Below are 20,565 nucleotides of genomic sequence, written 5' to 3' on the forward strand. Positions count from 1 at the left end.
AATTTATTGTAAATACAGTTTTATGTTATTTCTAGTCCTTCCTTACTTCCCTTATGTCATTCCTACTGCCCTTTATGTCATTCCTGCGAAGGCAGGAATCCAGAAAAATAATAGTCATCCTGAATTTATTTCAGGATCTACTACAAGAGATGCGCAAAACTTGTTCAGCATGACAAGAGTAAAAAAGACTGGATTCCTGCCTTCGCAGGCATGACATTAAGCTATAAAATCAAAATTCTTGCCTACTTTTATATATTCCCTAATTCGGCTCATTAGATTCTGAAAATATGTAAGATTATGCCAAGTCATGAGCATAGAGCCGAGTATTTCAGAGGTTTTAACTAAATGATGTAGATAAGTTTTAGTATAATTTGCGCAAGCAGGGCAAGAACAATCAAATTCTAAAGGCTCGTTATCGTCGGCATATTTGCTATTACGGATATTAACAGTGCCGTATTTTGTAAAGGCTTGACCGTTCCGCCCTGATCTTGTCGGGATTACGCAGTCAAACATATCTATACCCCTTTCAACCGCACCGATAATATCAAGAGGCTTACCCACTCCCATTAAATAGTGCGGTTTGTTTTGGGGCAATAAGTCAGGCGCATAGTCTAGCACTTTAAACATTAATTCCTGCCCTTCACCGACGGCAAGACCGCCGATAGCATAGCCTTCAAAATCCAAATCTACTAAGTCTTTTGCTGAAAGTACGCGCAGTTCTTCATAAATCCCTCCTTGCATAATACCGAATTGACCGTAACCGTCACGCTTTACAAAAGCTTCCCGCGATCTATGCGCCCATCTACTCGTTAGCTGCATAGAGGTTTTGGCTTGCTCAAATGTTGCGGGGTAAGGGGTACATTCATCAAATGCCATTGTAATAGTGCTGCCGAGCAAATGCTGTATTTCGGTAGAATGCTCCGGAGTTAGCATATATTTATCACCGTTAATATGTGAGTTAAAAGCCACGCCTTCCTCGGATATTTTACGCAATTTCGATAACGACATCACTTGAAAGCCGCCGGAATCGGTTAATATCGGTTTATCCCAGTTCATAAATTTATGAAGCCCCCCAAGGCGAGCTATACGCTCCGCGCTCGGTTGCAGCATTAAATGGTAAGTATTGCCGAGTATCACGTCCGCGCCCGTATCTGCTACCGATTCCGGCAACATGGCCTTAACCGTTCCTCTGGTACCTACCGGCATAAAGGTAGGGGTACGAATCTCCCCGTGGGCAGTAGTAATAACGCCGCATCTTGCGTTGTTATGTTGATGATTTAATTTAAACGAAAATTTTTGCACTGATTTATACTTTATATTTTGAAGGTACATAGTACGCTGCGCAGTATATACCCTATGATTTTTACTTTATGTCATTCCCGCTGCCCCTTATGTTATTCCCGAGCAGTCGGGAATCCAGAAAAATAATAGTCATCCTGAAATAAATTCAGGATGACTTTTTAGTATATTTTTCTGGATTGTAACAAAGCTTGCAGCGGTGAGCCATGACAATATCTATCTTTAGTTAGCAATGCCTTTACTTTTGCTCGCCAATCATATCATAAATTTCCGGCATATGAGTATGCTTGCACCACACTGATTTATTACCGATAATATATAAATTATTTTTAGCCCTGCTAATACCGACATTTAAGACATTCGGCTTATCGGTCATAATGCTTCTAGTACCTTTGTCTTCAGAACGTTGTGCGCCGAGTAACATAATAACCGTATCGGCTTCTTTACCTTGAAATGCATGTATAGTACCAATGTTTTTATCGCAAAAAATTTGTAACTTCTTCATTAGCTCTTGACTTGTAGTTAACTCTAAAATTCTCTTTTTTATATTCTTTTTAACATAAATACTAAAGTTTTTATACATAGTTATTATATAAATTTGTTTTAATAAACTGTCAGGATTTTTTTGCTGAAAAATAAGTTTTAAAAATTCAAATAATTTTTTAAATTCGGCTTCAGATTCATGCTTTGCTTGATCAATACTATCATCTACAACATTTATCCATCTAGAATTTCCTAAAATTTCTTTAAGTTCTGATTTAACGAAGGTTACCGCAAAAATCATTTTATTGTCATAAGCGATTTTATTACAGATATCAAACATTGGATTTTGACATCTTCTATGTACTAATAAAGGAAAGCCGACGGTAACATCATTATATTTAGTTTGATATAAAGAATTACGATCGGCTAAATGTTGAGCTGAAACTTTAGAGGGTGACCAATCAGGAAACGAAATATTAAATTTATTACATAACGTTTTAATTAAATCTTGTTTAAGCATAGATATTGGTTGTGTTTGCATCGGATCACCGACTATTACAACATTTTTTGCTTTATAAATAGCACTAACTGCATATTGCGGCGGTGTTTGCCCTGCTTCATCAATTATTAACCATGGAAGACCATTATGAGCAAAATGTTTAAACATATTATCAAAAGAATGGAAAGTTGTGGATACTACCGGTACAACCGTAAAAAAGTTTTGCCAAGCTATGTTCCAAATTTGAGGGTCAATATCTGCGCAAGGTCTACTTAAAATTTCTATAAATAAATTTAAACTACACCAAAAATTATCGGCGTTAGCGTTTATAAATACTTCATGTATTTTAGTAGCTTTAATAAATAATTCTGATCTAAGCTGTTCAAATTTTTCATTAAAAAAAGGTATCGTTTTATGGAGTTCTTTACGATTAGCCTCCCATGCTTGCCAAAAAGAATCCTCATCAAAGGCTTTAATATTAAAATCTTCATTCTTTAAAAGCTTTATAGGTTTAATCAGAGACTCTTTTATATTTTTTAGCTCTTTAATATAATCAAGCTTTTTAATTATTTCTTTTGAAAAAGCCAATTTATTCTTTCTTTCTTCAAAATGATGATATTTTTTTGTTTTAAAAAATTTATGAATTTTTTCAGATAACTTTAAACTAAAGCCTTTGAATTTTTTTTCTATTTCATTTATTTCAGATTCAATATTTTTTAGGATAAGATTTAGCTTAGTAATTTCCTCCGGATATTCTTCTTCACTAACCATATACTCATATTTATTTAAGATATCCCTTTTTTTCTTATTTTGAACAATTACCGTATCAATTGCATTATAAATATCGGTAATTTTTTTATGTAATTCCTTGAATTCTCGGCACTCTATATTCCATTTATTTTCTAACTCTGTCGGTGAATTACAATATTCGGGTTTATAGTGTTTAGGAGCATGATCTTTATGGTTACTATTCTTTAATAAATTTAAATATTGGCGCATTGTAAAAGTTTTGGCTTTTTGATTATCTTCATAACTTCTAATTGACCAAAATTTACTAATAAATTCTTTCCTATTGCTTGAATTACCCAGCACTGCAGCAAATATACCCCAACTATCTTTGTCAGTTAAAAGCCTACTAAAAAAATCTAATTTATCTCGATAAATTGGGTCTATTTTGGCATAAAGCGGTAACTCTTTTGAGATATTTTCTACAGCATTATTATTTGAAGAAGCTATAACAATACCGTAATCTTGTAAGTCTGATTTTAAAGGCTTTATATTATGCGTAAAAGATTTATGCGAGGATGAATATACATGATTTTTTTGTTTTTCAAATCCCTCGCTTGGGTGCTGCAACTGAGATAATTTTAAAGCCCGCTCAATATAGAGATTTGCAATTATATCAAACATCAAGGTTGTTTTACCGGTTCCGGGTGGACCGTTAACGGCAAAAAGCTTTTCTTTGGAATCCGGTAATATTGAATTAATTGCTGCGGCTTGCAAAGCAGCTAAAGAATTTTTGGGTGACGAGGGCCAGCGAGTAAATTGCATTCTGCTTGGCTGAAGTAAATTTTTAAAAGCCTCCAAATTCTCTAAAATATCTAGCGAATTTGGTTTATCCTCTAGTCCTAAATATTTAGCAATTGCAGAACCAGAGGAAATATTTTCTATATTATTTCTAACAAAATCTAGCGGTTTTAGAAAAAAACTATTAAACATTTCTAAAGACGGCGTATATCCTAGATTAGAGCTTTTTTCCTTTTCTTCTTCCTCTTTTTTCTTTTTTTGTGATGACGTAACTCTTCTAACGCATATTTCAGAGCGGTTAATTAAATATTTCTGATCAAGACATAACTCCATAATTAAAAAATCAATTATAAGATTAATATTTTTTGCATTTAATATTACCTTTTCTTCGGAGTCAATTTCGGCACACTTTAATGCTTCTATGTATTAATGAATTATTTATATCATCAAAGTTAACCAATTTTTTAAAATCCTCTTCACAAAAATTGCTTTTTGTTATTTCTCCAAGCGCATAAGCGGCAGTAGAAATAATCATTGAATCTTTTACGTAATGCATATTTTCATCAATAATTAAAGCTGCAATCGGCGTAATAGTTGCAGCATCTTGATTTATATGATCTGCTAGAATTTCTTTATTTATTTCAGGTAATTTATTTACTTTTTTCCAAATATCAATTTCAGCATCTGACCATTTTAAATAACCTAAATAAATATTCCAATGAACAGTTACATCATTTTCATTAAGGTCTATACCAAGCTTTTGCTTATCAAAACTTTCAAAAGGTGCATCTTTTAATAAAAAAAGAGCTTCATGATTTTTTAACTCGCAATAAAATTTTTCTTCTTGCTCCGTATGCTTTTTTATTAGTTCAAAATAATTATTTAAATTTTCATTTTTGGTGGGCTTGATGACTTCAATAATTTTCCATACGTCTAAAATGGATTTTACTTGCTCAAGAGATTGATTGTACATAAACTTATATTAAGTAAAATTATGATATTAAGTATTTTTTTCTTGAATACAGCTAAATTCAGAAAGATTTAGACAAGATGAATTTAATGGTGAGCCTGCGCAGCGTACTAGAGTACGTGAGCACAGGCGAATCCAGAAAAATTCGCTTGTATCAAGCTTTATGAATGACGCTATACCTCACTGCTTGCAGCGGCTCGCAAAGCATTATTGCGTGGATAGTACAAAGCACCTCCGATGTCATTCCCGCGTAGGCGGGAATCTAGCCGTATTTATGTCATGCTGAACTTGTTTCAGCATCTTTTAGTAGATCCTGAAATAAATTCAGGATGACTTAAAAAGTATTTTTCTGGATTCCCGTTTTCACGGGAATGACATCAAAAATTCGAGCCATGCAACAACGCCGCCTTGAGCTAGGAATGACATCCTTTTTGAGGCAATTTCCGAGCCACACAACAACACCTCCTCGCAATGAAGATGTATTTGTTAAACCGCCTCAACGCACATAGCCATACCCATACCGCCGCCGATGCAAAGGGTAGCGAGTCCTTTTTTAGCGTTAATCCTTTTCATTTGATGAATTAATGTAACTAACACCCTTGCGCCGCTTGCACCTATCGGATGACCTATTGCGACAGCTCCGCCATTCATATTGACTTTATTTAAATCCCATTTCATTTCTTGATTAACGTAAACGCTTTGGGCGGCAAATGCTTCATTCGCTTCTATAACATCTAAATCCTCTACGCTCCAACCTGCTCTTGCTAGTGCCTTCCTTGAGGCGGGAACGGGCGCAGTACCCATAATATTCGGATCGACACCGGCAGAGGCATAAGATACGATTCGGACTAAAGGAGTTAAGTTATGTTTTTTAAGTGCTTCTTCGGATACTATCATTAAACAAGCAGCACCGTCATTAATAGAAGAGGCATTACCGGCGGTTACCGTACCGTTTTTATCAAAAGCCGGACGAAGTTTACTTAAAATTTCCAGTGTGGTGTTCGGTCTAACAGTCTCGTCATGCTCAAAAATAATCGTATTTTTCTTAGCAACAACTTCTATCGGTAAAATTTCGTTTTTAAAATGCCCCTCTAGCTGCGCAGTTGCTGCTTTTTGATGAGACTTTAAGGAAAATTCATCTTGCATTTCACGAGTAATATTAAATTGCTTGGCAACATTTTCAGCAGTGATGCCCATGAAGCTACCGGAAAACACATCGGTAAGCCCGTCATATTGCATTAAATCAACCATTTTACCGTCACCGAATTTAAGACCGGCTCGTACATATGCACCATGCAGTCCAAGCGACATATTTTCCTGCCCGCCGGCTATAACAATTTCATTATCTCCGGCAATAATGGAGCTAGCAGCCAGTGCTACCGTTTTAAGACCCGATCCACATACTTTATTTACTGTAAAAGCGGTAACTTCTTTCGGAATACCCGCATGAATTAAAGATTGTCTGGCCGGATTCTGCCCGCTGCCACCGGTTATAACTTGACCGAGTATTACCTCATTAATTAAAGCCGGATCAACTTTACTATCCTTTAAAACGGAGCTAATTATAGCCGCACCCAAATGAGGTGCTGCAATGGTACTAAGCCCACCTAAAAAAGAGCCGACGGCAGTTCTTTTTGCATGTGTTATATAAACTGTTCGTGTATTCATACTATCCTCCTATGAAATGAAATAACTTAACTAATTTATTATTTACTAAATAACTAATATGCCCTCCTTCTACTTCTAATAGTGTAGAATCTTTTAGCAACCGATGCAAAGATAAAATAGAGGATTTCGGTACTATTTGATCGTTATTTGCGGTTACAATATATACGGGCTGATTGATTAGCCCCGGATCAATTACCGTATTGTTAATTTTCCACCTAAGATTTGCAAACATATTATCGTCTAATATATTTTGCATGATTTGGTAATAAGTAGCTTTTGGCAAACTGTTACCTGACATTAACCAGTTTTCTATTCTAAACGCTAAATCTTGCTCCTTCAAAGAAGTTAAAGAAAAAAACTTATCTAACTTAACATTAAAATAGTTAGGGAATAAAAGAAAAAATAAAATTTGGAGGTGTATTTTAGGTATTACCGGTAAATTATCTACATAATAATCTAAGTCAAAATACCGGTGGAATTGCCGTATATAAAAAAAATGCGAAAAATCCCACGGTGTGGTAAGTAAAGTTAAAGTTTGTATACTCCCCGGAGCTATCACGTTTGCAGCTATTGCCAGGTTACCGCCGAGACAGTGACCTATTAAATTAATCGAAGTGATACCGCGTTTTTTTAACTTATCTATAATCTCAATTACTTGCCGTACATAATCATCTAGTAAATATTCGGGATTTTTAACTTCCGACCAATCAATTAAAAAAACTTCCCCACACTCTCTTAAATTATCGATAAAATTTTTATCACGACTTAAAAAAAAGATTTCCGGCGAATTGAAAATAGACGGAACAATAAGGAATGTTTTGTTAGGTTTCTTTACTTTAGAAATATCCTCGATGTCATTCCCGTACCTCTTTACGTCATTCCCCCACCCCTTTATGTCATTCCCGCGCAGGCGGGAATCCGGACTTAATTTGTCAGGCTGAACTCGTTTCTCATTATTATATTCTGAAGCAAATTCATGGGGATTATTATTTTTCCCGGATTCCCGCCTGCGCGGGAATGACATTGCGGGATAATACAGCAATCTATAATATCTAGTTTGCATTACTTTTTTGCCAAGCTCTAAATATTTGCTACCTAAATTGTAAGTTTTTGAATAACTATTATACTGATCAAAATATTCTTGAAATTTATTGCTATCTAGCATTTTAAGTTCTTAATTTAAATTAGTAATTCTTGACAAAAAGCCTAATATGTTATATAAGTTTTGCACTTTTAATATTAGTGCATTTTAAAACTAATATGCAAGTTTATTTAGAAGTATAAGGGGATTGTCACCTAGTGCAGGCTTGTTGTGCGGATCGGAAAAACAGTGTTTCGACCATTTTTGCAAAGCGATCCGATGTCATACCGTGGACAAGCCACGGGGTGACACCACTTCCCTTTGAAGTGCTTAAGTTTTTTTTTTGTCCCTAGGGCTTTATAATGCTAAGTACCTCGTCTTCATTTAGAAATAACTCCTTTAAAAGTAAATTTAGGGCTATGTTTTGGCCCGTGCATGGTCATGAGCTTGGGAAATTTATTCCTATGAGCGCTTTGATGTTTTGCATTTTGTTCAATCAAAATATCCTCCGAATTCTTAAAGATAGTATATTAATTTCTGAAATTAGCGCAGAAGTGGCAAGTTTTGCCAAAGTTTACTGTGTTACTCCGGCTGCCGCTATATTCGTTATTGCTTATGCTAAAATGGTTAATCATTTTACCTTTGAAAAAATTTTTTACTATTTAAGTTTATTCTTTGTCGGTTTTTTTGTTTTTTTTGCTTTTATCGTTTATCCGAATATTCACCTGTTTCACGCAAATCCCGATAATTTAGCACAAATGATGGAGGCATATCCTCATTTTAAATGGTATATAGCCTTGATAGGCAATTGGGCTTACATAGTATATTATAGTCTTGCCGAACTTTGGCCGAATATTTTTTACGTATTATTATTTTGGCAATTTGCTAATGAATTGACTACTACCGAAGAAGCAAAAAGATTTTATACGCTTTTTTCTTTATTCGGAAATTCTTCATTGATATTGGTCGGCTTTCTGATGATGAATTTAGCATCCGAGCAAACTATTATTAAATATTTTATTGATGTTTCCGACAATAAAATCATTCTTGTGCAAACCTCCACTGCTCTTGTAACCGTTGCAGCTATTGCTTCTTGTTTACTGGTAAAATTTATTACTAAAAACATATTTACTAACCCGACATTTTACGCCAAAGCCAAAAGCGGTAGGTCAACAAAAGACAGAATGGGATTGATAAAAAGTTTTCAATATATTGCAAAGTCCAGATATTTGTGGTTACTACTAATATGTTCGGCAGCCTTCGGGTTATCGATGAACTTAGTAGAAGCAGTCTGGAAAGCAAAAATTAAAGAATTATACCCAACGGTAAATACTTTTGCTGAATTTAACAGCTTATACATCCTTTGGACCGGCGTCGCTATTATGGTAATGACAATTATCGGTAATAATGTCATGCGTACCTATAACTGGTTTGTCGCAGCAGTAATTTCGCCGGTTATAATAATGATTACCGGCATATTATTTTTTATGTTGATAGTATTTGATCGGCAAATATTATCGCTTTTTGAAGGAGCGATTTTAATGACTCCCCTTGCTCTTGCCGTATCCATCGGCGCAATACAAAATATTTTAGCCAAAGGCACTAAATACTCAATTTGGGATACGTCAAGAGAGATGTTGTATATACCGCTTGATAAAGAGTTAAAAACCAAAGGAAAGGCTGCCGTCGACGTAATAAGTTCTAAGGTCGGAAAATCTTCAAGCGGGCTGGTACAATCGATTATCTTTACTATAATACCGACAGCAACTTTTAGCTCAATCTCACCGATCTTAATGGTAATATTTACCTTTGTTTGTTTAGCATGGATTTATGCGGTAAGGAAAATATATTTTGAATATCAAAAAATAGCTTAAATTCACCTATCCTTAATGCCTTTATATTCCCGCAAAACATGGCCGGTATAAAGCTGACGGGGTCTGCTGATTTTCTGCTCAGGGTCTTCATGCATTTCTTTCCATTGAGCCATCCAGCCGACGGTTCTAGCTATAGCAAAAAGTACGGTAAACATTTGTGAGGGAATACCCATAGCCTGATAAATAATACCTGAATAAAAATCAACATTCGGATATAATTTATGTTCAATAAAATATTGATCTTTAAGAGCGATGCTTTCAAGTTCTATGGCAATTTGTAATAACGGATTATTTTTCAACTGCCCTAGTTCATTTAATACCTCTTTACAAGTTTCTTTAAGAACTGCCGCACGTGGATCGTAATTTTTATATACTCGGTGACCGAAACCCATTAGCCTAAACGGATCGTTCTTATCTTTAGCTTTAGCAATAAATTTCGGAATATTTTCGGGCGTAGCGATCTCTTTCAGCATATTTATAACCGCCTCATTAGCGCCGCCGTGAGCAGGACCCCATAAAGAGGCAATACCCGTGCTGATGCAAGCAAAAGGGTTAGCGCCCGACGAGCCGGCTAGCCGCACTGTTGAAGTGGAAGCATTTTGCTCATGGTCGGCATGCAGAATGAATATTTTATTAAGAGCGTTTTTTATTATCGGATTTACCTGATATTTTTCACAAGGAGTAGCAAACATCATATATAAAAAATTTTCGGTAAAATCTAAATTATCGTTAGGATAAATAAACGGTTGCCCAATGGAATATTTATAAGACATTGCGGCAATTGTCGGTATTTTCGCAATCATCCTAATAGCGGTTAGTTCATAATCGGCATTTTTAACATTTAATAAATCGGGATAAAAAGCCGAAAGCGAACCGACTGCCGCAAGCATAATAGCCATCGGATGAGCGGAATTGCAAAATGTCGGAAATAAATTCCTTAACCGCTCATTAAGCAACGAATGGTGAGTAACTTGTTTATTAAAATCGTCATATTGTTCCTTATTCGGCAATTCACCGTTAATTAATAAATAAGCTACTTCTAAAAACTCACTCTGTTCGGCTAAAGTTTTGATATCATAACCACGATGCCGGAGTACGCCAAGGTCGCCGTCTATGTAAGTTATAGTAGACTGACAAGAAGCCGTTGACATAAATCCGGGATCGTAAGTAAAATAACCGGTTTCGGCATAAATCTTACTAACGTCAATGACGTCTTCCCCGATACTAGCCTTTTTTACGGGTAATTTAAATATTTTATCTTTAATTTTTAATTCAACAAATTCTGAATCATTACTATTTTTGTTACTCATATCCACACTTTATACTTTTGCTATACCAAAAGTATAACTCTACTTTAAGAAAAGTAGAAATAAATTCTATTTTTTATAAAATTTTTTTTCAAAATTTGTAATTTTATTCACAGAATCTAATCAGTACTGTAATTTATATTTTATAAATTCATTTAAAGCTTTTTTAACTATTCCATTTAAAGTATCCCCATGTTGTAAAGCATATAAGCTTGCTTCTTTATGTAACTCAGGTTCAATTCTAACATTAAAACTACCTTTAAATGGCTTATCAGATGTTTTACCAAGTGTATTACAATCTTCTAAATAACTATCTACCGCTTCATGAAACGATAATATTAAAGATTTGGCGTCAGAAGCCTCATAGCTTATCAAATCTCTTATAAATTCTATTTTACCAAAAAATAACTCTTCTGAAGAATCAAAATGTACTGATCCTAGATAGCCTTTATAACTTATAAAATCATTTTTTATCATATTAATCCTTCTTCTTCTAATTTTTTAATTATTTGTTCAATTGAATAAAGCTTTACGATTGATTCGGGATGAGGTTTATGTAAGTTAATAATTAATCCTGTTTTCTTATTATAAAACTTTCTCCTAGAGCCACCGGTTTTCCCTCTTGTAATTTCTTCAAAATTTAAGTTACCGAATAATCTAGCTAATTCAGCCCACGTAAAATCTTTAGGTTTTGATTTTAATCTTTTAATAAGCTTATCTATTGAACTTAATATTCTTTCCAATTAAAACCCCAGTATAACATACTTATTAATACAAGTAACTAAAATTAGTTACAAATTTGGGGGTTGCCTAATAACTATAGATATCGTCATTGCGAACGACTGAAAGGAGTGCGGCAATCCAGAAAAATAATTAAAAATGCTAATCTTAGCATTTTTAACTGGATTGCTTCGTCAATTACTATGTAATTTCCTCGCAATGACGTAGGATTTTCAAGTTATCTATAGTTATTAGGCAATCCCCAAATTTTATACTTTATGCTAAGTTCTTATTTGCAAGGTATTCCTTAATCTTAAGTAAATCATACCATGAGGTGCGTTTTTGCATAGGTTGCCGTAGTAAATAAGCAGGGTGAAACATAGCCGTAGTTTGGATAGGAGCAGTTAAATATTTGTTAGTGTACAAATAATATTCTTGCCTAATCTTAGTAATACCGGCATTTTTACCGAGTAAACTAGTTGCGGCAGTACTACCGACTAAAATAATTAATTTGGGATTAATCAGCGCAATATGTTTTTCGACGAAAGGTCTGCAAATATCGACTTCTTCGAGTGTTGGCTGTCTATTAGCCGGAGGACGCCAAAATACCGTATTAGTAATATAAGCGTTATCTTTTCTTGAAACCCCTATAGCCAGCAACATATTATCAAGCAAATTCCCACTTTCACCGCAGAAAGGTATACCTTTCAAATCTTCATTACTACCGGGTGCCTCACCTATCAGCATAATAGCAGCTTTAGGATTGCCGTCACCGAATACCGTATTATTAGCCAGTTTCTTTAACTCACAGCCATTGAAATTTAGTAGAGATTCTTTCAATTCTGCTATATTATTAGCTTTATCGGCAAGAGACCTTGCTAAAGTAATATTTGTAGTTTCTTGAGAAAAGTTTGACGTATTAACAACTACCACGCTTTTTTTCATAGGTTCAACTTTAGAATTTTCTAGTAATACAGGAGAAGCTTTTTGCTCCGTTTGTTTTATTACTTTATTTATTTCTATTTCTTTTATTGATTCTGAGCAATAATATTCTATACCGATTGCTTGCAACCACTTAAGACGATCGGTTTTTTGTGTTAAATAATCCATTTTAATCTATAGTTCTTTCTATTATAATGTTTAAAATCGATGTCATTCCTAGCTCAAGGCGGCATTGTTGCATGGCTACCGGAATCGTCATTGCGAGGAGGCATTTATGCCGACGCGGCAATCCGGTCCTTGTCATGCTGAACAAGTTTTGCGCATCTTTTTTTAGTAGATCCTGAAATAAATTCAGGATGACTTTTTTGTTTTTTCCGGATTCCCGTTTTCACGGGAATGACATCGAAAGGTTTTATCGATCCACCAAACAATGCTCGCAAGCATGATATAAACCACGACCCTTTAAATTATACTTGAATATATATGATAAAATACCACGTACCGCCTGAGTTAAGCGGCTCCAGGCTTGATAAAGCCTTATCTACTCTTCTTAATCAAGTTTCAAGGAGTCAAATTCAAAAAGCTATTAAAGCTTCTTGCGTCCAAGTTAATGAGGTAATTATTTCCGATTCTAACGTTTCGGTCAAGGAGAATGATGTTATATTATTTGCCTTTAAAGAACCGGAGCCGGTAACGATGAAAGCCCTTGATCTTAAACTTGATATAATTTACGAGGATGAAGATTTAATCGTAATCAACAAAGCCGCCGGTATGACGGTACACCCTGGAGCCGGTCATTATCAAGATACGTTAGTCAACGCTTTATTATACCATACTAGGGCTTTATCCGATATCGGTTCACCGGAAAGACCGGGGATAGTTCATCGTTTAGATAAAGATACTTCGGGATTAATGGTAGTTGCTAAAAATAATTTTGCTCATATGCATCTGGCAAATCAAATAGAGAAGCGGCAAGTGGTACGGAAATATAAAACATTAGTATGGGGAGTAATTAATCCGCTAGAGGGAATAGTTAAAAATAATATCGGGCGCAGCCGCGTAGATCGGCAAAAAATGACGATATTAAAATACGGCGGCAAAGTGGCTATCACTCATTATAAAACAATAGAGCTATTTTTTAACGGCTTTATCAGCATGGTCGAGTGTAAACTTAGCACAGGCAGAACTCATCAAATTCGAGTGCAGCTAAGTAATTTAAAGCATTCTATTGTCGGCGATCAATTATACGGCAATAACGATAGAAAAGTAAATTATAGCCCGCCGGCTTTGCAATCAAAGTTATTGAATTTTAAACGCCAAGCTCTGCACTCATGGTATTTAAGCTTTACTCATCCGGTAAGTGAGGAAATAGTTGAGTTTTCCAGCGATTTACCGCAAGATATGAAAGAGATTATAGATAATAATACCGAGAGATTTCAAAAGTTTGTAGAACTTAAAAAACGAGTACCGTTAGGTAATGTAGATGAGATTTTAGAAATGAAGAATTTCGATAGAGAATAAATTTCCATGCAATGTTCTATAAAGCAAGTTTTAAGTGCCGCAGCAGATAAATTAAATAAAATAGGTATCAATTCGCCGCAATTAGAAGCACGAATTTTATTACAGTATGTTACAAATAAATCCCTCCAATATTTGCTTATTAATCTTGATGAGCAGTTAAACAAAACAGAGATAGAAGCTTTTGAAGAAGTTTTAGCAAGAAGATTAAAGCACGAACCGATAGCATATATTACCGGCGTTAAAGAATTTTACTCGCATGAATTTATCGTTAATAAGCATGTATTAATCCCACGTGCGGATACGGAGTTATTAGTTGATAGTGTAATGAGTAGTTTTCAATGTCATTCCCGCGAAAACGGGAATGACATAAAAGAAGAATTCAATAATGAACAAACAAAAATCCTAGAACTCGGCATCGGTAGCGGCTGCATTTCTGTAAGTTTGCTGCTTGCTATTCCTAATTCTACGATTATCGCAACCGATATAAGTAAAGAGGCGATAGAGGTTGCAAAAAATAACGCTTCAAAACATAAGGTAAGCGACCGAATAAAAATAATTCATAGCGATTGGTTTGAAAATATAGGGGAAGAAAAATTTGACTTTATCGTTAGTAATCCGCCTTATATTTCACCGGCAGAAACTGCAAATATGGCAGTCGAGACAATTAATTACGAACCGCATCTTGCTTTATTTGCCGATCAAGAAGGGCTACAAGCTTATTATATAATTGCGCAGAAGACCAAAAGATTTTTAAAACCGAGCGGTAAGTTAATAATAGAAATCGGCTATCTGCAAGCGGAAAAGGTAAGCAAAATCTTTAATGATTACGGTTATATTATTGATCATATTTATAAGGATCTACAAGGTCATCCGCGTGTACTCGTAATATCATATGCCGGTTTAAATCGGTCATATGCGAGGCGAATCGGCAAAAGCCTGTCATCTTTACAACAAAATTTACTAAAAACCGAATTACCGAATTATCTATTTTCTAACGAAAAAATAAAATTCGAGAAACGTAAAATATTTTTAGAGATCGGCTTTGGTATGGGCGAGCATTTTATCCATCAAGCTAAAAATAATCCGGAAGCGCTTTTTATCGGTGCGGAGGTATATTTAAACGGCGTAGCAAATGTTTTAAAGCTAGCACTCGAACAAAATGTGACAAATTTTTTACTGTGGTCTAATAATTTAGATTTAATATTATATGAACTACCGAATAAAATACTAGATGTGATTTATATTTTATTTCCCGATCCTTGGCCGAAAAACAAACAAAAAAAGAAACGTATTTTGAATCCGGAGCGATTAAATATTTTACAAAATAAATTAAAAACTAACGGCAATCTAATATTTGCTTCGGATATTCAAGATTATTTTAATGAGGTGCTTAAGCTAATTCAACAAAGTCCTAATTTTCAAATTGCAGATAATGACGATTATTATCAACCTCACGATAATTATATAATTACCAAATATCACCAAAAAGCTATTAATGAAGATAGAGCCGCAAAATTTATAAGAGCTATAGTCAAATGATCCTCTCTCGCCTTGTACAGCGTCATCTCGATCGCTTGATACAAGCAAATTTTCGACATTCGCCTATACTCACGGCGTTGTTGCATGGCTCGAATTTTCGATGTCATTCCCGCGCAGGCGGGAATGGCATAAGAGGGCGGCATTGTTGCATGGCTACCGGAATCGTCATTGCGAGGAGGGACAAAGTCCCGACGTGGCAATCTAGGAAAAAAATAGCCAGGAATGCTATGGGGATTATTATTTTCTGGATTCCCGCTTTTAGCTAGAATGACATACTGCTGCTTTTATCGAGCCATGCAACAAAGCCTAAGAGGGCAGGGAATGACATATGAATTTCACTTCTTATTATCTTCGTAAATCTGCTCTACTACCCCGTCAAGCCCCATTAAAAATGTATAAACTTTAAGGTGAGGAAATTTTTCGTTAATTATTTCTCTTGCCTTATTTAAAATTTCTGCATGTGCTGCTGTTTCTTTTTCAGGGGTTTCAAGATATTCTTCACCGACAAGAAGCTTATAAGCTCCGCATTCACGGTGATCAAGAAAAATAATTTGTTTAATATTATGTAGTTTTTGTAAAATCTCAATAACATCTTCAATTGTTTTACCCCAATAAGGATATTGATTATTGACTAAAGCAAGGGAGGAACCCGGAAGCGATACTTCATCATAGTCATCTAGCAAATTTAATTCGTTCATAAAATCAACGGTTTCATCTCTCAAACGAAAGTCAACACAAGAAATAAGCAGAGTAGAAGCTGTATTAAGAATACGAAGATGTTCGTTACTTACTTTTACTTTTAAAACTTTTTTGCCGGCAAGAGCATCTTTACTATTACTATCGGCATAAAGATTGAAATTAGATAACATAATTAACCCTAAAATTATATATTTTATATACAGCATAACATAACCCTCATTTAAAAATATTTACTACACGCCTTAAAATAAGAATAACCGGTTATAATTGTTAAAAAAGCAGCAATCCATAAAATTATTTCTCCGAATAAATCCAAGTAAGCAATACCGGAACCTTTTGACCCCAGTATTAATATCGACAAAGCAAACATCTGCAAAAATGTTTTCACCTTAGCAAGCCTTGATACCGGAACGCTTACTTTAACTAAGGCTAAAAACTCCCGTAAACCGCTAACTAAGAATTCCCTAGCTAAAATTAGTAAGCAAGGTATTTCTCCTACCATATCTTTTTTTAATAACATTATAATAACGCAGCCGACTAATATTTTGTCTGCTACAGGATCGAACATCCTACCGAAATTTGAAACTAAATTAAATTTTCTTGCTATATACCCGTCAAAAAAATCGGTAATACTGGCTAAAATAAATAATACTGCCCCAAGCCTATGAGCAAAGGGATGATCTAGATAAAAAGTCATTACAATAACCGGAATGACGATAATTCTAGCTATCGTCAGATAATTCGGTAAATTTTTATCAATTTTCATCAACTAATAATTTTTATTTGTCATAAAATGTTTAAGGTTATTATCGTTACAAATAATCGTCATTGCGAGGAGGCACAGGCATTATTGCATGGCTCGATAAAAGCAGCAGTATGTCATTCTAGCTAAAAGCGGGAATCCAGAAAAAACACTTAAAATAAACAAACTTATATAAAAATTTACTATATAATTCGCTTAAATACTTTTCCGGATTCCAGCCTGCGCGGGAATGACATCGAAAATTCGAGCCATGCAACAACGCCGGTGTTTCTTCTTAAATTGATATCATGCACCCACCTATCGCATGCAAAACTACTTATCCAGCCTATTAATATAATATTGCTGAATTATAGATAAAATATTATTCCAAGACCAATAAATTAATAGTCCTGCCGGAAAACTGCTAAACATTACTAGAAAGATTAACGGCATAAACTTCATTACTTGAGCTTGAACGGGATCAGCCGGCTCAGGACTCATTCTTTGCTGCAAGAACATAGTTATAGCCATCAAAATAGGCCACGCTCCAATCATTAGGAAGCTAGGGGGGGAAAACGGTATTAAACCGAATAAATTAAAAATCGTGGTAGGATCAGGTGCCGATAAATCCTTAATCCAACCGTAAAACGGTGCATGACGCATCTCAATAGTTACATATAATACTTTATATATCGAGAAAAATACCGGAATTTGAACAAGTATCGGTAAACACCCGGCTACCGGATTTACTTTTTCTTTTTTATATAGAGTCATAATTTCTTGATTTAAGCGGACTTTATCCTCACTATATAAGCCTTTTATACGTTCAATCTCCGGCTGTAAATTCTTCATTTTCTTCATTGAACGATATGATTTATTAGCCAAAGTAAACATTAACAGCTTAATAAGCACCGTCACGATTAATATACTAATACCGAAATTACCTACATAACGGTAGAAAAAATTCATCGCATAGAAAACCGGCTTAGTGATAATATAAAACCAACCGAAATCAATAGCTCTATCAAAAAGTTTGATGTTATATTGCTTTTCATATTTATCAAGTAAATCAACTTTTTTTGCACCGGCAAAAAGTTTTTGAGAAATAGTAAAATTTTGTCCGGGCTTTATAATTTGCATGGATGAAATAAAGTCTACCTGGAATCTCTCCACTCCTTGCTTGGCAGCATAATTAAAGTTAGAACTATATTGATTTATTTTATCCGGAATTAAAGAAGCAAGCCAATATTTATCGGTAATACCTATCCAATCAACAATCGAGGTAGCAAATTTTTCGCTCTTCTTATCTTTAATAGTATCGTAGGAATATTCTTCAAGATTTCCATTAATACAACCGATCGGACCTTGATGTAATATATTAACGGCTTTTTCGGACGAAATATATTTACGGTTAATTAAACCGTAAGATTGAACGGGAATATCCTTGTCACTGTTATTAACTATAGTTTGTTCTATATTAAATAAATAATTATCATCTAAGCTAATAGTAACTAAAAATTTAACATCATCCTCATTTACCCAAAATAAATTAATCGGATTTGTCGGAGTAAGTAGATTACTATCGCTACGCCAAATAGTTTCGCTATTCGGCAAATCTACGGTTGATAAGTTACTCACCCAACCCATTTCAACAAAATAAGCATTTTCCGTGTTAGCAGGCGAAAATAGCACTACTTCGGGGCTATCTTTTGATAAATCTTGCTTATATTTACGCAAAATTAAATCATCAAACCTCAGCCCTTTTAAGGAAATAGAGCCGTTAAGCGAACTTGATTCTATTTTAATACGCTGGTCTAGATTTACCTCTTCAGTTTTAGACTCCGACTTTATCAAGCTTACCTGTTGTTTCTTTAAATTCTCTACTTTTTTGGTATAAGCCTCTTGTTGTCGAAGCTTTTTTGCTTGTGGTGCCGTATAAAAATACTGCCAGCCGAAAATAATACTTAAGGACAATACAACTGCCGCTATAAGATTAATTATATTATGATTCATTATAAAGTCTTAATTTTTCAATATTTTAGTAGTATTGAGTTTTATAGGATTTATATAAAATAATCAAGAGATTTACAATTAATTACTTTCATGTCATTCTCACAAAGCATTAGCATTTGTTGTATGGCTCTAAAAAAGTGCCGTATGTCATTCCCGCGCAGGCGGGAATCCAGACTTTTCCTTGTCATCTTGGACTTGTTTCAGCATCTATTAAAAGATATCCTGAAATAAATTCAGGATTACTATAATTTTCCGGATTCCCGCCTTTAGCGGCTTTGTTGCATGGATCGAAAATTGCTATATTTTGGGTATTCTTTAAAAGTACCGCGATGTCATGCCGTGGCTTGACCACGGCGTCCAGTCAGGCTTTTTAATTTTTTCTGGATACCGTGGTCAAGCCACGGTATGACAAGTTTTAAGCGATTTTAACCATCCATGCAACAACACCGCCTTTAGCTAGGAATGACATTATAAGATTCTAAATCACATTTTGTACAATACCTATATTTTGGAATATTGTTAATTTAAATTCCGGTAATATAGAAATTAAATGTTCAAAAATATCGCCCTGTATATTTTCATACCCGACCATACCGACCTCTTTAACGAAAATATATATCTCTATCGGTAAACCGTTAATTGTCGGAGCAAGCTGTCTTACTAAAAAAGTAAAACCTTCTTGATATACGGCAGGGTTATTTTTCAAATATTCTTGTATGTATAATTTAAATAGTTTGAGATTAGTTAAGTCTTTATTTTCATTATCAAAATTAATATTATTAATTACATTTTTTGAAAGATACGGCGATTTTTTTAATTCTTTTAAAAAAGTAGCATCACAAAAATTAATAGTTGTCATATTAATATTAAGAACTCTTTGAACCCTTCTGGCCCCCGCTTCACTGATTCCGCGGTAATTCGTCACATTGGTATTTACAATATTATAAGTGGGAATCGTCGAGATAGATTGGTCGAAATTCCTGATACTTATCACGGAAATAGTAATTTTCTCAACAGTCCCTTCAATATCACCGACACGTATCCAATCACCGATATGAATTATACCTTGACTAGTCAGTTGCAGGCTAGCGAGTAATCCTAAAACGGTATCTTTAAAGACAAATGTTAATAAAGCCGCCGCTGCGCCTAAGCTTGTTAAAAACGTCCTCAGAGAAATATTTAAAAGATAAGAAATAGTTACGATAATCGCTATAGCTATTACCATAATTTTTAATATTTGGAAATATAAGCTAAGCGGAGCGTTTTTAGAAACAGCTTTAATTTTATGTTGATAAAGATCGGCAGCAGCATCGGTAATAGATAATAGTAACATCGTTAAAGATATACTAGTATATAAGATTACTACGGTATCTTTAATATTAATTAATACGTGCGAACCAAAGGAACTCGGCTTGAAAATATTACCCCAAAATATAAAATAAATTCCAAGTAAACTATGTAATAAATAGCGAAATATGGAATATTTTCTTAATATTTTTTCATAATCATCATAATGATGCTTAGCCATGTAATTTTTAATAGGTGCAAAAACCAGTTTTTGAATAAATAAAACTAAGGGAATAAGAGACAATAACATAATGATCAGCATTATAATTTCAGTACTAAGTCTATTATATAAATCTATTAGATATTGCATATTCCCCCCATTATTATTATGGTT

21 protein-coding genes and 1 pseudogene are annotated in these 20,565 nt (G+C 34.4%); 5 read left to right on the forward strand and 17 right to left on the reverse strand.

Features of this window, described 5'->3' with window-relative positions:
* Positions 1-22: 22 nt before the first annotated feature.
* Entirely contained in the window at positions 23-214 is a 192-nt protein-coding gene (locus AAHM91_RS10185; RefSeq protein WP_342270690.1) for a hypothetical protein, read from the forward strand.
* Positions 215-216: 2 nt separating this feature from the next.
* Here AAHM91_RS10185 and tgt read toward each other — a convergent pair whose 3' ends face one another.
* From tgt to AAHM91_RS10215, 5 genes are all read right to left on the reverse strand, one after another.
* Positions 217-1,302: a tRNA guanosine(34) transglycosylase Tgt gene (tgt, locus tag AAHM91_RS10190; protein WP_342270691.1), complete on the reverse strand. Its 1,086-nt coding sequence runs from the start codon at positions 1,300-1,302 to the stop codon at positions 217-219.
* A 235-nt stretch (positions 1,303-1,537) separates the two neighbouring features.
* Positions 1,538-4,141, reverse strand: a complete 2,604-nt coding sequence (locus AAHM91_RS10195; protein ID WP_342270692.1) for a DEAD/DEAH box helicase — start codon at positions 4,139-4,141, stop codon at positions 1,538-1,540.
* A gap of 61 nt (positions 4,142-4,202) precedes the next feature.
* Positions 4,203-4,781 (reverse strand): hypothetical protein, encoded by a 579-nt coding sequence (locus tag AAHM91_RS10200; protein ID WP_342270693.1) that lies wholly within the window; start codon positions 4,779-4,781, stop codon positions 4,203-4,205.
* 483 nt (positions 4,782-5,264) lie between these two features.
* Positions 5,265-6,446: an acetyl-CoA C-acetyltransferase gene (locus AAHM91_RS10210; protein WP_342270694.1), complete on the reverse strand. Its 1,182-nt coding sequence runs from the start codon at positions 6,444-6,446 to the stop codon at positions 5,265-5,267.
* A gap of 1 nt (position 6,447) precedes the next feature.
* Positions 6,448-7,611, reverse strand: coding sequence for an alpha/beta fold hydrolase (locus AAHM91_RS10215; protein ID WP_342270695.1), 1,164 nt, complete (start codon positions 7,609-7,611; stop codon positions 6,448-6,450).
* A 278-nt stretch (positions 7,612-7,889) separates the two neighbouring features.
* On the opposite strand from AAHM91_RS10215, the gene tlc5 reads away from it, so the two are divergent.
* Positions 7,890-9,401 (forward strand): GTP/GDP exchange transporter Tlc5, encoded by a 1,512-nt coding sequence (gene tlc5, locus AAHM91_RS10220; RefSeq protein WP_341793456.1) that lies wholly within the window; start codon positions 7,890-7,892, stop codon positions 9,399-9,401.
* 2 nt (positions 9,402-9,403) lie between these two features.
* Here the strand turns inward: tlc5 and AAHM91_RS10225 are convergent, their stop codons facing one another.
* The 5 genes and pseudogenes from AAHM91_RS10225 to AAHM91_RS10245 all read right to left on the reverse strand — a co-directional run bounded on the left by AAHM91_RS10225 (position 9,404) and on the right by AAHM91_RS10245 (position 12,810).
* Complete coding sequence (locus AAHM91_RS10225; protein WP_253308198.1) at positions 9,404-10,711, reverse strand: citrate synthase; 1,308 nt, start codon at positions 10,709-10,711, stop codon at positions 9,404-9,406.
* 120 nt (positions 10,712-10,831) lie between these two features.
* On the reverse strand, positions 10,832-11,185 hold the full coding sequence (locus tag AAHM91_RS10230) for a type II toxin-antitoxin system HicB family antitoxin (protein WP_253308199.1): 354 nt from the start codon (positions 11,183-11,185) through the stop codon (positions 10,832-10,834).
* Positions 11,182-11,451 carry a type II toxin-antitoxin system HicA family toxin gene (locus AAHM91_RS10235; RefSeq protein WP_253308200.1) on the reverse strand — a complete coding sequence of 90 codons (270 nt, stop codon included), beginning with the start codon at positions 11,449-11,451 and terminating at the stop codon, positions 11,182-11,184. Before AAHM91_RS10235 ends, AAHM91_RS10230 begins: the two co-directional genes overlap by 4 nt.
* Positions 11,452-11,704: 253 nt before the next feature.
* Positions 11,705-12,319 (reverse strand): annotated as a pseudogene (locus tag AAHM91_RS10240) (uracil-DNA glycosylase family protein); the annotation flags it as partial.
* 323 nt (positions 12,320-12,642) lie between these two features.
* Entirely contained in the window at positions 12,643-12,810 is a 168-nt protein-coding gene (locus tag AAHM91_RS10245; protein ID WP_341793452.1) for a hypothetical protein, read from the reverse strand.
* A 43-nt stretch (positions 12,811-12,853) separates the two neighbouring features.
* On the opposite strand from AAHM91_RS10245, the gene AAHM91_RS10250 reads away from it, so the two are divergent.
* From AAHM91_RS10250 to AAHM91_RS10260, 3 genes are read left to right on the forward strand one after another with little or no spacing between them, the layout of a single operon-like run.
* Positions 12,854-13,891 (forward strand): RluA family pseudouridine synthase, encoded by a 1,038-nt coding sequence (locus tag AAHM91_RS10250; protein WP_342270697.1) that lies wholly within the window; start codon positions 12,854-12,856, stop codon positions 13,889-13,891.
* A gap of 6 nt (positions 13,892-13,897) precedes the next feature.
* Entirely contained in the window at positions 13,898-15,430 is a 1,533-nt protein-coding gene (trmB, locus tag AAHM91_RS10255; RefSeq protein ID WP_342270698.1) for a bifunctional peptide chain release factor N(5)-glutamine methyltransferase PrmC/tRNA (guanosine(46)-N7)-methyltransferase TrmB, read from the forward strand.
* The gene (locus AAHM91_RS10260) at positions 15,427-15,696 is read left to right on the forward strand and encodes a hypothetical protein (RefSeq protein WP_342270699.1); all 270 of its coding nucleotides are present in this window, start codon (positions 15,427-15,429) and stop codon (positions 15,694-15,696) included. The genes trmB and AAHM91_RS10260 overlap by 4 nt, the downstream gene beginning before the upstream one ends.
* Before the next feature lie 69 nt (positions 15,697-15,765).
* Here AAHM91_RS10260 and AAHM91_RS10265 read toward each other — a convergent pair whose 3' ends face one another.
* The 7 genes from AAHM91_RS10265 to AAHM91_RS10295 form a co-directional block, all read right to left on the reverse strand.
* Positions 15,766-16,335, reverse strand: a complete 570-nt coding sequence (locus AAHM91_RS10265; RefSeq protein ID WP_341793447.1) for a carbonic anhydrase — start codon at positions 16,333-16,335, stop codon at positions 15,766-15,768.
* Between the two features lie 14 nt (positions 16,336-16,349).
* On the reverse strand, positions 16,350-16,895 hold the full coding sequence (gene pgsA / locus AAHM91_RS10270) for a CDP-diacylglycerol--glycerol-3-phosphate 3-phosphatidyltransferase (RefSeq protein ID WP_253308204.1): 546 nt from the start codon (positions 16,893-16,895) through the stop codon (positions 16,350-16,352).
* A gap of 118 nt (positions 16,896-17,013) precedes the next feature.
* Positions 17,014-17,148 (reverse strand): hypothetical protein, encoded by a 135-nt coding sequence (locus tag AAHM91_RS10275; RefSeq protein ID WP_342270700.1) that lies wholly within the window; start codon positions 17,146-17,148, stop codon positions 17,014-17,016.
* Between the two features lie 56 nt (positions 17,149-17,204).
* Entirely contained in the window at positions 17,205-18,884 is a 1,680-nt protein-coding gene (gene yidC / locus AAHM91_RS10280) for a membrane protein insertase YidC (protein WP_253308205.1), read from the reverse strand.
* Positions 18,885-18,934: 50 nt separating this feature from the next.
* A complete protein-coding gene (locus AAHM91_RS10285; protein WP_342270701.1) occupies positions 18,935-19,072 on the reverse strand; it encodes a hypothetical protein in 138 nt (45 codons plus the stop codon).
* Complete coding sequence (locus AAHM91_RS10290) at positions 19,069-19,236, reverse strand: hypothetical protein (protein WP_341793445.1); 168 nt, start codon at positions 19,234-19,236, stop codon at positions 19,069-19,071. Before AAHM91_RS10290 ends, AAHM91_RS10285 begins: the two co-directional genes overlap by 4 nt.
* A 126-nt stretch (positions 19,237-19,362) precedes the next feature.
* The gene (locus AAHM91_RS10295) at positions 19,363-20,541 is read right to left on the reverse strand and encodes a mechanosensitive ion channel family protein (protein WP_342270702.1); all 1,179 of its coding nucleotides are present in this window, start codon (positions 20,539-20,541) and stop codon (positions 19,363-19,365) included.
* Between the last annotated feature and the right edge of the window lie 24 nt (positions 20,542-20,565).

The organism is Rickettsia endosymbiont of Orchestes rusci (assembly GCF_964030945.1).
GTDB lineage: Bacteria > Pseudomonadota > Alphaproteobacteria > Rickettsiales > Rickettsiaceae > Rickettsia.